Below are 13,206 nucleotides of genomic sequence, written 5' to 3' on the forward strand. Positions count from 1 at the left end.
CGCGATGAAGAGGCGCACATGGGGAGGACTGCCCATCGGATGCCGTGGGGCGCGGCATCCGATGGGCAGGGTCTCAGCCGCGGGTCGCGCGGCGGCGGATGACGAGCACCGCACCGGTGGCGGCCAGCGCGAGCGCACCGGCGAGCAGCAGCCACGCGGGCTCCGCGCCCGTTGTCGCGAGTCCTCCGCCCGGCGCGGTCGACCCCGACCCGCCGTTCGCGCCGCCGGAGGCGTTCGCTCCGCCTGTGCCGCCGGTGCCGTTCGCATCACCGGTGCCGCCCGCCGCGGTGACCGTGACCGCCGCCGTCGCCTCCGTGCCGTCGGGCAGGATGACGGCGAGCGTGTGCGCCCCGGCGGGCGTGCTCTTCGGGATCGTCACCGTGGTGCGGAAGGCGCCGTCGGCATCCGTCGTGACCTGCCCGACCCGCACCGGGGTGGAGCGCAGCTCGATCGCCAGCTCAGCCGACGCCGGGAAGCCCGTGCCGGAGACCGCGAGCTCGCCGCCGGCGACGACGGTGTCGGCGCCGAGGTCGATCAGCGGCTGCGCGGGCTCCACCGGAGCATCCGTCGGCAGCGGGACGTCGACGTGCTTGATCTCCGAGGCGCCCGTCGTGGAGAACGAGTACACCGTCACCCGCACGCGGTCGTCGTAGAGGGCGGCGCGGAGGCCCACGGGGTCGGCGCCGCCGACGGCCTTCTCCTCCCAGTCGCCGCTCGGACCGTACATCGTCGTCACCGCGCCGGTGTTCACGACGGTCGGCGCGTGCGCCTGCGCCGGGTCGGTGCGCAGTTCGGAGCTCCAGTCGTTCAGAGTGGGCGACCAGTGCGTGTGGCTGTTGAACATGATCACGTTCGGGTTCTGCGCGAGCAGCGCCGCGAAGCGAGCCTCCTCCTGGCCGTAGTCGTTCTTGTAGAAGCGCGCGTAGGAGCCAGAGACCGAGTACGGCAGCAGGTGGTGCGAGAAGAGCAGCACGGGCTTGTTCTCGGCCCGCCAGTGGTCGAGGCGCTCGCGCAGCCAGGTGTACTGCGCCGAGCTGAAGTCGACGAAGGGGCCGGAGCCCGTCTTCGCGGAGTAGTCGTACGACTCGCTGCCGATCCAGATCAGGGGCAGCTCGCCGTCGACGAGCACCTCGCCCCACAGGCCGCCCTGCCCGCCGACGTCGCGCATGCCGGTCGTGTCGAGGAAACGCTTCTGGTACGTCGCCGACCCGTCGCTCCCGTAGTACTCGTGGTTGCCGATGGTCGAGACGACCGTGCCGTACTGGCCTCCGCCGCCCGCGGCGAGCGCCGCGAGGTAGGCGGAGTAGTTCGACGTCGAGCCGTTGCTGACGAGGTCGCCGTTCGAGACGAGCACGTCGGCCTTCTGCGTCATGCCGCGGAAGCCGGGGATCACGTTCTGGCTCAGTCGGGTGGTCGCACCCTGCACGTCGCTGAAGATGTCGACCACGGCCTGCGCCGTCGTGCCGTCGGCGAGGGCGGAGAGCGGACGCACGACCTGGACGTCGTCCAGCATCCAGGAGCCGGATGCCGCGGCCGCCTTGAAGTCGACGCGCACGGTCATCGCCTTCGACCCCGCTGGCACGGAGAACGGCAGCCGCAGCTGGGCGGATTCCTCATCCGCATCGGAGAGCGCACGGAGCACGGTCTGCGTGCCGTCGTCGAACGACACCGTGACGGTGCCCTGCTGGGCGCCGCCGCGCTTGCGGTAGTGGCTGTCGAGACGCAGCTCGAGCGCGTCACCGGGCATCACCGCGATCGGAGCGGAGGTCAGCGTGCCGTCGAAAGCGGCCTTCGCCGATTCGGCCACGGCGATCCGCCCGGAGGCGCGGGTGAACGCGTGCCTCCGATCGGTGCCGTACTCGGCGATGACGTCGGCGATGGTCGAGGTCTTCCACGACCCGCTGACCGTCCAGGTGTCGGCCTCGAAGCCGTCGAACCAGATCTGCTGCTCGGTCGTGTGGGTCTCGGCGTCGCCCGCACCCAGCACGGTGATCTCCAGGGATGCCGGCGCGATGCCCGCCCCTCCGAGCGACAGGGTCGCCGACCCGGCAGGGGCCCCGGCCGGGAGGGTCACCGAGAAGGAGGTCTCGCCCGCGGCATCCGCCACCGGGATCCCCGAGACGGCGTCGGCGCCGAGCAGCGCCTCCAGCTGCTGCCCCTGACGGAGCCCGCCGATCTGCACGGGCAGCGTCGCGCCCGCCGCCGCGACGGGCTTGGTCGCGGAGAGGATGCGCGGGGTGGAGTCGACCGGAGCCGTCTCGCCGATCTGCACGTCGTCGATCATCCAGAACCAGTTGTTGCTGCTCTCGGCGTAGGACCAGCCGATCTGCACGCTGCCCGCACCCGATGGCACCGGGACCGCGACGGAGACCTGCTCGTCGAGCCGGTTGCGCGAGAACGACTCCACGGTGACGGGTGCACCGTCGTCGAAGCGCGCGACGAGCTGCGCCGTCTGCGGGGCCTGCCCCTGCTTGTAGTGGCTGTCGAACGTCACCTGCACGGCGCCGGCGCCGGACTGCAGGTCGAACTCGGGCGCCCAGAGCACCGAGCTGAAGCGCCCTGTGGTGGGGCGGTTGGAGTCGGAGTGCACCACGGCGGTCATGCCGTCGGCGCGGGAGAACGATCCGCGATCGCCGCTGTTGCCCCAGGTCGACAGGACCTCGGGCACGGTGTGGAACGTCCACCCCTGCCATCCGGTGCGCATGCCGGCGATGTTGCTGCTCTCGACGCTCCAGCCCGCGGGCGCCTGGGCGGCGGACCCGGTCGTGAAGCCCTCGGCGAGGGGTGTGGGCGCGGCGGCGACCGCGGGGCTCGCCGCTGCTCCGGCGATCAGGGCGAGAGCGGCGGAGGCCGCGAGGGCTCCGATTCCGCGTGTGAATCTCATGTGCTTCTTCCTCGGGAGTGGGGGACCGTGGGTCGGACGATGCGGGGTGAGGGCGCGGGTATCGCCCGATACGAGCCTGCTGAATGCAAGTAGTCATGACAACTTCTGGCAGCGAAGTTCCCCGAATGTTCACCGACAGGCATCAGACTGGTCAGAGAGCGGGATCCCATCCCGAAGAAGTAGCGACAAGGAGGGCCAGCACGTGAGCGCACCGCTGCACGAACAGCTCTACGAGCAGATGCTGTCGCGCATCCGCTCCGGCGAATGGCCCGAGGGGGAGCGCGTCCCCAGCGAGCAGTCGCTCATCGCCGAGTTCGGCACGTCGAGGGGGCCGATCCGACAGGCGCTCGCGACCCTGCGCGCGCAGGGAGCGGTCGACGGCGGCCGCGGCGCTCCCCCGCGGGTCAAGAGGATGGTCCCGACGCAGCCCTTCCAGACGTTCATCTCGTTCACCGAATGGGCGCTGAGCATCGGCAGCGTTCCGGGTCAGCGCGTGATCGAAGCCGCCCGCCGGCCGGCGTCGGACGACATCGCCGCCGGGCTCGGCATCGGACAGGGGGATCCGGTCGTCGAGATCGTGCGCCTCCGTCTGCTCGACGACGCCCCCGCCATGCTCGAGCGCTCCGCCTTCCCCCTCGACGTGGGCCGAGTGCTGCTCGCGGCGGATCTCGACACCGGGAGCATCTACCAGACAATGACGGCGCATGGCCTCGCCCCCACGCGCGCCCGCCATCTCTTCGACGCGGTCGCCGCCGATCCGCTCGACGCCGAGGTCCTCGCCGTCCCGCTCGGCAGCCCGCTCCTGCGCGTGCGCCGCATGGCCTGGGCCGAGGACGGAGCGCTCGTCGAGACCGCCGACGACCGCTACCTGCCGACGATGGCGACCTTCGCCGTCGAGAACACGTCGGACTCCCGCTCCGCTCTCACGAGGGAGACCGGTCGGCGCTGAGCCTCACGCCCTGAGGGGTGGTGCCGGCGTCGAGCGGGCGCAGCGAGACGAAACGTCCGCACGCCCTACGGCATCAGGCGCGCCAGCATCCCTCCATGTGGTCGTCGACCATTCCCGCGGACTGCATCAGGGCGTACATCGTCGTCGGTCCCACGAAGCGGAATCCTCGTCGCCGCAGCTCCTTGCTCATCGCGGTCGACTCGGCGGTCACGGCGGCGACGTCGGCCATGCTGCGCGGACGGATGCCGGAGGCCGGAGGCGCGAATGACCACATCAGGGCGTCGAGCTCGCCATCGGCCATGTCCCGCACGAGCCGCGCGTTGCCGATCGTGGCCTCGATCTTCGCCCGGTTGCGGATGATGCCTGCATCCGCCATCAGACGCTCGACGTCTCCCTCATCGAACTCGGCGACGGCCTCGGGCTCGAAACCGGCGAACACCTCGCGGAACCTCGGACGCTTGCGCAGGATCGTGATCCACGACAGACCAGCCTGGAAGCCCTCCAGCGCCATCTTCTCGAAGAGCGCCCTGTCGCCGCGGAGCGGGGTGCCCCACTCCTCGTCGTGATACCGGCGGTATTCGGCGTCGTCACCGACCCAGGCGCAGCGGTCGAGTGCGTCGGGTCCTGCGATGAGGGAGGTCATGCTCCCAGGCTATCCGCGGCGACGGACACCGCCGGCTCTCAGCGCGCGAGGTAGGCGTCGTAGGGGTCGAGGAGGGGCTGCGACCGCGGATCGGCCACCGCGGCGGCTCCGACGGCGCACGCCACGGAGAGCGCTTCGGCGGCGGATGCCCCGGAGGCGAGGCCGATCGTCAGCGCGGCGCAGAACGCATCACCCGCGCCGACCGTGTTCTCCACCGTCGTCTTCACGGCAGGGGCCGCGGCGACTTCGACACCGCCCTCGAACAGCTTCGCCCCGTCGCCGCCGTAGGTGACGGCGACCCGAGCGGCCGTGCGGAGGGCGGGGATGAGAGCGTACTCCGTCTCGTTGACGATGATGAGGTCCGCGCGTCGCAGCACCGCGTCCGGCAGTTCGCGGGCCGGCGCCGCGTTCACCGCGAGGTATCCGCGCGCCCGCGCGGCCAGCTCGACCACGAGGTCCATGGAGATCTCCAGCTGCGCGAGCACCGCCTCGCCCTCGGCGAACTCGACGCCGTCGAGGGAGACCTCCCCGTTGGCGCCTTCGCACACGGCGATCTGGTTCTCCCCCTCGCGGTCGACGACGATGAGGGCGACGCCGGTCGGCTCCGTGCCCGCCTGCAGACCGGAGGTGTCGACGCCCGCGGCATCGAGCTCGGCGCGCATCCACGCTCCGTCGGCGTCGGGTCCGACCGCGCCGATCATGCGCACCGCGGCGCCCAGCCGCGCGGCTGCGGCGGCCTGGTTGGCGCCCTTGCCTCCGGCTTCGCGGACCAGGCGGCCTCCGCCCACGGTCTCACCCGCCTGCGGAAGACGCTCTGCGCGTGCGGTGAGGTCGACGTTGATGCTTCCGACGACGGTGAGGGGAAGGGGACTCTGCACGGGGGCTCGCAATCAGGACGTGGTCTGGACGACGGAGAGATGACCGACTCGGGAGGAGACGATGCACTTGGCGAGGTACACGGGGGCTCCCCCCGTGGTGACGGTCTGGGTGAGGATGAGCACCGGCTCGGCGGCGCCGAGGCCGAGCAGCGACCCGCGCGATGCGCCGACCACGTTGACGGTGATCTCGCAGACCGCGGAGTCGAAGACGACGTCGGTCCGCTCGCGCAGCGCCGCCAGGATGCTCGACGGAGAAGTCGCCGCCTCCTCCAGCACGTCGGCGATCGGCCGACTGATGTCGCTGAGGTAGCGGCCGGCGGGCAGGTGCTCCTGCAGGATCGCGACCGGCTCGCCGCGCCGCTCGACGACGGCCTCGCGGAACCACGTGTTCGCGGCGGGGTCGAGCGCGAGCTTGCTGGAGGTGAAGTCGGTGGTGGACTGCAGGTCGAAGCTGAGCATGCGCACGACCACGTCGTCGTCGCCGTCGGAGAGCGCCTGCTCCAGCGGCCGCAGCTCCTCGAGCCCCACGCGCGGCAGGTCGTCGGCGACGAATCGGCCGATGCCCCGGCGCGTGATGATGAGCCCGTCCTCTTCGAGGAGCATCAGCGCCTCGCGGACCACGGTGCGGCTGACGCCCAGCGCGACGCCCAGCTCGGTCTCCCGCGGCAGGGCGGAGCCGAGCTCGAAGATGCCGGAGCGGATGCCGTCGGCGATGCGCGAGTAGACGGCGACGCGCAGCGGCTGCCCGACGGTGCTCGTCAGACTCCGTCCGAGGAACTGCTCGATCCCGTTCGTCATCCTGTCGCTCCTTCCGTCGCCGCTCCGGCGCGAGCGTCCTCCGTATTCAAGCACGGGACACCTCGTGTTGACCATGTTAGACCGGAGAGGTATAACATCATACAAGCCGCACCCGACGGCACCCATGACGAAGGAGTCTCCGTGCACACCCACGCCCCCACCGCCTCCCCCGGCGCACCCGTCCGCGAGCCCGTCCGCGGTGCGCGCGCCGTCGGGCTGGTCGCCACCCTGATCCTCGGCGTGCTCTCGTATCAGCTGAACGCGAGCATGATCACGCCCGCCCTGCCCGACATCGCCGCACAGCTGGGCGAGGACATCGGGCGCGTGTCGCAGGTGTCCTCCCTGTTCTTCGTCGCCGGCGCCGTCGGCGGCGTCGTCCTCGGACGCTGGAGCGACTTCATCGGGCGCAAGCGCGCCCTGTTCATCGTGCTCGGCATCCTGTCTCTCGGCACGCTCCTGTGCATCTTCGCGCCGAACCTCACCGTGCTGCTCATCGGACGTGTCCTCCAAGGCGCATCGAGTGCCGCGTTCCAACTCGCCTACGTGATCCTCAGCGAATCGCTGAGCGCCAAGGTCTTCGGCACGACCCTCGGCATCATCACCGCCGTCAACGGCGGGGTCGGCGGCGTCGACGGCTACATCGGCGGCCTGCTGAGCGAGGCCTTCGGCTTCCGCTCGATCTTCGTCGTCATCTTCATCGTCGGCCTCATCGCGATCGTCTGCGTGGCCAGGGTGATCCCGGCCACGCAGGTCAGCGCCTCGGCCGGGAAGATGGACTGGTGGGGAGCTGCCGTACTGTCGATCGCGCTGATCTGCGTGACGTACTTCGTGTCCTCCGGACCGAGCGCGGGGTGGCTCGCCCCGGTCACCCTCCTGTTCCTGGCGGGCGCCGTCGCCTCCCTCGTGGCGTTCTGGATGGTCGAGAAGAGGCGCGCGACCCCGCTGATCGCCGTCGAGCACCTGCGCTCCCGCCAGGTGTGGCCGGTGCTCGCGACGACCGTGCTGACCCTGTCGAGCGTCTTCGCCGTCATCAACTTCACCGTGGTACTGCTCAGCCAGGACGGCACCCACGGATTCGGCCTCGACGCCGCCACCGCGGCTCTGCTCTTCCTCGCCCCGCCCGCGCTGATCGGCGTCTTCGCCGCGCCGATGTCGGGCTGGCTCGCCGGGCGCCGCGGATGGATCCCCGTCCTGCGCGTGGGCATGATCGCCTGCCTCGTCCTGCTGGTCGTCATCGCCCTGCTCCCCCAGAGCTTCTGGGTGGTGTTCGCCATGATCGCGCTCCTCGGCATCACCTACAACGGCATCGTGCTGACCACGATCAACGGCCTGGGCGTCGTGCAGTCGCCCGCGGAGGCGCCGGCGGCGCTCCCCGGCCTGAACGGCAGCGCCTTCGGCATCGGCGCCGGTCTCGGCATCGGCATCGTCGCCCCCTTCGCCGCGCAGGGCACCCCCGGCGGCTACGTCACGGCGCTGTGGATCTCCGTCGGCATCACCGCCCTGGCCCTCATCACCAGCTTCCTCATCCGCCCCCGCGTCCCCGTCGACGCCTCCTGACCCCTCGGGCGGCCGCAGCCGCGGCCGCCCTCCCGACCACCGGAGCACTCCATGACACACGCCACCGCCCGTCCCGTCTACTTCGACTGCGACACCGGCATCGACGACTCCCTCGCCCTCGCCTACCTGCTCTCCTCACCCGAGATCGCGCTCGTCGGCGTCGGCACCGTCAGCGGCAACACCAGCTCGGCGCAGGCCGCGGTGAACACCCTCGGTCTGCTCGCCGTCGCCGGTCGCACCGAGGTGCCCGTGGCCGTCGGCGCGCATGACTTCCTCACCCACCCGTACGACGGCGGCGCTCCGCACGTCCACGGCGACAACGGCATCGGCGAAGTCGTCCTCCCGCCCGCCGCACGGACGCCCGAGGACGAGGATGCCGCGCGCATGCTGATCCGGCTCTCCCACGAGCACGCCGGAGACCTCGAGGTGATCGCGGTCGGACCGCTCACCAACCTCGCCACCGCGCTCGCTCTCGACCCGACCCTGCCCTCTCGCGTGGCGGGCGTCACGGTCATGGGCGGCGCAGCCCTCGTGCCGGGCAACATCACCCCGGTGGCGGAGGCCAACATCGGCAACGACCCGGAGGCCGCCTCTGCGACCCTCTCCGCGGGCTGGCCGGTGACCCTCGTGCCCCTGGACGTGACGATGGAGAACGTCTTCGACGAAGACGACCGCGCCGCGCTGCTCACCTCGGACGTGCCGCTCGCCCGCACGGTCGGCGAGATGCTCGACTTCTACTTCGACTTCTACGTCGAGACCTACGGCGAGCGCAGCAGCGCACTGCACGATCCCCTCGCCGCGGCGATCGCGGTCGGCGGGATCGCCGCGATCGTCGCCCCGGCGGTGAGCGTCGTGGTCGACACCACGGCGGGTCCTGCGCGCGGGCAGACCATCTGCGACCTGCGCGGGCAGCGACGAGGCTCGGTGGATCAGCCGGGGGCGACGGTTCGCGTGGTGCTCGGAACCGATGCCCCGCTCGCTCCGCACCTGATCGCGCGGATGACCGGAGCCGGCATCCTGGTCGGCTGACCCTCGACGGAGGGGAGAGGCGTCGTCCGCCGCTCCCCTCCGTCGATCAGGCGAAGGTGGAGGCGTCGATGACGAACCGGTATCGCACGTCGGAGGCGAGCACGCGCTCGTAGGCGGTGTTGATCTCGGATGCCGGGATCACCTCGATCTCGGCGGCGATGCCGTGCTCGGCGCAGAAGTCGAGCATCTCCTGCGTCTGGGCGATGCCGCCGATGTTCGACCCGGCGAGGGTCTTGTTGCCGCCGATGAGCGAGCCGATCGGCAGTCCGAGCGGTTCGCCCGGCGCCCCGACGCACACCATCGCCCCGCCGACCGCGAGCAGCCCGAGGTACGCGCGCAGGTCGATCACCGCGCTGACGGTGTTGAGGATGACGTCGAACGACCCGCGCAGCTCCTTGAAGGTCGCGGGGTCGGCGGTCGCGTAGTAGTGGTCTGCTCCGAGCCGGATGCCGTCGTCCTTCTTGCTCAGGGTCTGCGACAGCACCGTCACCTCCGCGCCGAGCGCATGCGCGAGCTGCACGCCCATGTGGCCGAGCCCGCCCATGCCGACGACGGCGACGCGGGTGCCTGGCCCCACACCCCAGCGCCGCAGCGGGGAGTACGTGGTGATGCCGGCGCAGAGCAGCGGGGCGGCCCTGTCCAGCGGGATCGCGTCGGGGATGCGCACGGCGAAGCCCTCGGTCACGACGACCTGCTGCGAGTACCCGCCCTGGGTGATGGTGCCGTCGCGGTCGGTGCTGCCGTAGGTGAAGACGGCGCCCTCGCGGCAGAACTGCTCCTCGCCGCGGCGGCAGGCGGGGCACTCTCCGCACGAGTCGACGAGGCATCCGACGCCGACGCGATCGCCGATCGCGTGCCTCGTGACGCTCTCCCCGACCGCGGCGACGGTGCCGGCGATCTCGTGACCAGGAGCGAGCGGGTAGTGCTGCGGACCCCAGTCGCCGCGCACGGTGTGGATGTCGGAGTGGCAGATGCCCGCGAAGGCGATGTCGATCAGGATGTCGTGCGGGCCGAGATCCCGCCGTTCGATCGTGGTCCTCTCGAGCGGGGCTGCTTCGCTGGGGGCGGCGTAGGCGGTGACGCGGGTCATGGGCGCTCCTCTGTGTGGCGTACTCCGCCATTCTCCCGCGTTCCGCGCCCTGCCGGACGATCGCCGTGCAGGGCGCCCGTCGGCCCGGTACCGTGGCCGGTACGACTCTGGAGGGACGTCTCATGCGCAGATCATCCATGCCTGCCCGGATCATCACCGCACTGTTCGCGGTCGTCGTCGCCCCGATCGGCGCCGGGCTCCTCAGCGCCGGAGGGCGTGCGTGGTACTACACCTTCACCGCGTTCGGGGGCTTCGACCCGAGCCGACTCCTCGGCCCCGTGCTGCTGCAGGTCGTCGGCATCCTCCTGCTGCTGGCGGTCGTGGCGACAGGGTTCTGGAGCTCGGCGGGGCTGCTCACCGTCGGCATCCTGGCGCTCGCGAGTCTCGTCTTCGCGATCTTCCCCTCTCTGCTGCTCTCGATGTATCAGTCACCGCTGCCGCAGGAGTGGGTCGACGGCATCGTCTACGGAATCCCGCTCGCCCTGTTCCTCGCGTTCGGCGCGATGGGGCTCGTGCTGCTCCTCGCGCGGCGCTCGCCCGCCCGGCCCCGGATGGCGATGAACATCGTCGGACTCGTTGCGGCACCCGTGCTGCTCACCGTCGGGATCGGACTGCTCGCGTTCGGCATCAGCAGGGGGATGCTCGTCGCGCTCCAGCAGTACCGCTTCGACGTGTCGTTCGATGCGATCGCGGCGGTCCTCAGCGGCGCCGTGCTGGTCGTCGCGGGGGTGATGACGACCCGGTGGTCGCCGTTCGCTCTGCTGCTCCCCGCCGTGGTGCTGCTCGTGCTCACGCCGCTCTCGCTCTCACCGGGGAGCGGATTCCAGGACGTGCTCTTCACCCTCTCGAGGGAGATGAGCCGCTCCGTCCCGCCGCTGCTGGTGATGGGCGCCGGGGTCGCGGCAGCGCTGGCCTATGCGCTGTTCACGGCCGTGCTGCTGAGGGCACGCGCGCAGAACCGCATCCTGCCGGGGACCTACGTCGCCCCGCTCGGTGCAGACGGCTATCCCCTGAACTATCCGGCACCCGGACCCGCGGCCGCCCCTCAGCCCTACGCTCCGGGGCAGCCCTACCCGCCCGCGCCGCCTTACCAGCAGGGGCAGCCCTACCCTCCGACTCAGGGGCACCCGCCGACTCAGGGTTGAGGCTCACCTCTCCGGCCGGCACCGAAATCGGCGCCTCCCGTCGGAAACCACACAGGATTCCGACGCGAGGCGCCGACTAACGCATTTCGACCGAGGCGATGCCGCTCAGCGCTGCTTCTTCAGCGCCTTCTCCTGGATCGGGGCGTTGCCGGCTGCCGCGAGGTCGGCGTAGTACGCACGGGCCTCGTCCTGACGGGCCTTCTCCGCCCCGCTCGCGATGGGGGCGCGCAGGTGCTCCTGCTCGTAGCCGAACGCGTCGACGAGGTCGAGAGCATACGGACGCAGGCGCGCGCACAGGCGGTCGATGTAGCTCGACACCGCGGCGGCGCGCTGCGTCGAGAGGCGGCCGTTGATGAGGTACCAGGCGAGGTGCTTCTCGATGAGCTGCAGGCCGAAGAGGTCACGCAGCCAGGTGAGGACCTTCTTGGTGCCGGCATCCGTCGCTCGGTTCACCCCGTCGGTGAACGCCTCCCACTGCAGCAGCTCGCCGTGCGCACGAGCGGCTTCGATGAGCTCGGCCTGGTTCTCGTTGAAGAGCCGCGCTCCGAGCTCCTTGTCCTTGCCCGCCGCGCGCAGGCGCCCTGCGATGTCGGCGACCATCTGCTGCACGCGGTCGGCGAGCAGCTCGTGCTGCTGCTCCTCCCGCAGGCCCTTCTCCACCGAGCGGGCCGTCGAGCCCAGGTCGGCGACGGCCTGCCCGAGCTGACGGAGACCCGCACCGTGGAACACCTTGCCCGCGGTCTGGCCGACGGCGAACTTCGCGAGGGCCGCGGCATCCTTGCCCTTGAACTGCTTCGCGTAGTCGGTGAGCAGACGCTTGCCGACCAGCTGCAGCAGGATGTTGTTGTCGCCCTCGAAGGTGACGTAGATGTCGAGGTCGGCACGGAGCCCGACGAGGCGGTTCTCGAACATGAATCCCGCTCCGCCGCACGCCTCGCGAGCCTCCTGCAGGGTGTCGAGCGCGTGCCACGTCGACAGCGGCTTGAGGGCCGCCGCCAGCGTCTCGAGGTCTTCGCGGTCGTCGGGGGTGTCGGTGTGTCCGGAGAAGACGCCGTCGAACTTCTGCAGGAACTCGTCGTGCGCGAAGATCTGCGCGTAGGTCGTCGCGAGGCGCGGCAGCAGACGGCGCTGGTGCTTGCCGTAGTCGAGCAGCACGACCTCCTGCCCGTCGGCCCCGCCGAACTGGCGACGCTCGGTCGCGTAGGTGATCGCGATCTTGAGCCCGAGAGCGGATGCCCAGGATGCGGCGCCGTCGAGCGAGACACGTCCCTGCACCAGCGTGCCGAGCATCGTGAAGAAGCGGCGGCCGGGGCTGTCGATCGCGCTGGAGTAGGTGCCGTCAGCCGCGACGTCGCCGTAGCGGTTCAGCAGGTTCGTGCGGGGGACGCGCACGTGGTCGAAGCTGAGGCGGCCGTTGTCGATGCCGTTGAGCCCGCCCTTGAGCCCGTCGTCCTCGCGGCCGATGCCCGGCAGGTCGACGCCGTCCTCCCCGCGCAGCGGCACGTAGAAGCAGTGGACGCCGTGGTTGACGCCGTTCGTGATCAGCTGCGCGAAGACCGTGGCCGCGACGCCGTGCAGGGCGGCGTTGCCCAGGTACTCCTTGGTCGCCGCACGGAACGGCGTGTGGATGACGAACTCCTCCGTCTCCGGGTCGTAGGTCGCGGTGGTGCCGACCGAGGCGACGTCGGACCCGTGGCCGATCTCCGTCATCGCGAATGCGCCGGGGATCTCGAGGCTCATGATGCCGGGCAGCCACTTGTCGTGGTGCTCTGCGGTGCCGAGCTGCAGCACGGCCGAGCCGAACAGGCCCCACTGCACACCCGACTTGATCTGGAGGCTGGGGTCGGCGACGACGAGCTCCTCGAAGCCTGCGATGTTGGCGCCGTTGTTCTCCTCGCCGCCGAGGCGCTTCGGGAACGCGCGGTGCACGGCCTTGTTCTCGACGAGAAGGTGCAGCTGGCTGAGCACGCGCTCGCGGTGCTCGTCCTTGCCGAGGTCGTCCTTGCGCCAGAAGGCGGGGTCCTTGATCATCTCGCGGGCCTGGCGACGGATGTCGGCCCAGGTGCCCATCAGGAGCTCGGTGATCTGCTCCACATCGGGCTGCGGGTTCTTCACTTCGGACACGGTGGCGACGTCGACCATGGCGTTCCTCTCAAGACGTGGGGTACGTCAATGGTAGGTCTGCCACAACATCGAGAGAACTCACGTGTGACATTCACACAATCGAATGCCG

At 70.7% G+C, this 13,206-nt stretch carries 10 protein-coding genes; 4 read left to right on the plus strand and 6 right to left on the minus strand.

The annotated features are described in order from the left end of the window. Window positions 1-73: 73 nt before the first annotated feature. Complete coding sequence (locus LC438_RS16330; RefSeq protein ID WP_223587199.1) at window positions 74-2,884, minus strand: metallophosphoesterase; 2,811 nt, start codon at window positions 2,882-2,884, stop codon at window positions 74-76. A 202-nt stretch (window positions 2,885-3,086) separates the two neighbouring features. Here LC438_RS16330 and LC438_RS16335 point away from each other — a divergent pair, with 202 nt between their 5' ends. Then, window positions 3,087-3,833, plus strand: coding sequence for a GntR family transcriptional regulator (locus tag LC438_RS16335; protein ID WP_223587200.1), 747 nt, complete (start codon window positions 3,087-3,089; stop codon window positions 3,831-3,833). A gap of 73 nt (window positions 3,834-3,906) precedes the next feature. Here LC438_RS16335 and LC438_RS16340 read toward each other — a convergent pair whose 3' ends face one another. Genes LC438_RS16340 through LC438_RS16350 form a run of 3 tightly spaced genes read right to left on the minus strand, consistent with a single transcriptional unit; the run spans window position 3,907 to window position 6,152 of the window. Next, window positions 3,907-4,476, minus strand: a complete 570-nt coding sequence (locus LC438_RS16340; RefSeq protein WP_105673851.1) for a DNA-3-methyladenine glycosylase I — start codon at window positions 4,474-4,476, stop codon at window positions 3,907-3,909. 38 nt (window positions 4,477-4,514) lie between these two features. Then, entirely contained in the window at window positions 4,515-5,354 is an 840-nt protein-coding gene (locus LC438_RS16345) for a PfkB family carbohydrate kinase (protein ID WP_105673849.1), read from the minus strand. A 12-nt stretch (window positions 5,355-5,366) separates the two neighbouring features. Next, entirely contained in the window at window positions 5,367-6,152 is a 786-nt protein-coding gene (locus LC438_RS16350; RefSeq protein WP_223587201.1) for a GntR family transcriptional regulator, read from the minus strand. Between the two features lie 141 nt (window positions 6,153-6,293). Here LC438_RS16350 and LC438_RS16355 point away from each other — a divergent pair, with 141 nt between their 5' ends. Both LC438_RS16355 and LC438_RS16360 read left to right on the plus strand, forming a co-directional pair. Continuing rightward, window positions 6,294-7,709 (plus strand): MFS transporter, encoded by a 1,416-nt coding sequence (locus LC438_RS16355; RefSeq protein WP_223587202.1) that lies wholly within the window; start codon window positions 6,294-6,296, stop codon window positions 7,707-7,709. Between the two features lie 51 nt (window positions 7,710-7,760). Then, complete coding sequence (locus LC438_RS16360) at window positions 7,761-8,738, plus strand: nucleoside hydrolase (protein WP_223587203.1); 978 nt, start codon at window positions 7,761-7,763, stop codon at window positions 8,736-8,738. 46 nt (window positions 8,739-8,784) lie between these two features. Here the strand turns inward: LC438_RS16360 and LC438_RS16365 are convergent, their stop codons facing one another. Continuing rightward, window positions 8,785-9,828: an NAD(P)-dependent alcohol dehydrogenase gene (locus LC438_RS16365; protein ID WP_223587204.1), complete on the minus strand. Its 1,044-nt coding sequence runs from the start codon at window positions 9,826-9,828 to the stop codon at window positions 8,785-8,787. A 122-nt stretch (window positions 9,829-9,950) separates the two neighbouring features. Between LC438_RS16365 and LC438_RS16370 the strand changes: the two genes are divergently transcribed. Then, window positions 9,951-10,973, plus strand: a complete 1,023-nt coding sequence (locus LC438_RS16370; RefSeq protein WP_223587205.1) for a hypothetical protein — start codon at window positions 9,951-9,953, stop codon at window positions 10,971-10,973. Between the two features lie 105 nt (window positions 10,974-11,078). Here LC438_RS16370 and LC438_RS16375 read toward each other — a convergent pair whose 3' ends face one another. Beyond that, entirely contained in the window at window positions 11,079-13,115 is a 2,037-nt protein-coding gene (locus LC438_RS16375) for an acyl-CoA dehydrogenase (RefSeq protein WP_223587206.1), read from the minus strand. Between the last annotated feature and the right edge of the window lie 91 nt (window positions 13,116-13,206).

It is taken from the genome of Microbacterium sp. OVT16B, from assembly GCF_019969705.1.
Classification (GTDB): domain Bacteria; phylum Actinomycetota; class Actinomycetes; order Actinomycetales; family Microbacteriaceae; genus Microbacterium; species Microbacterium natoriense.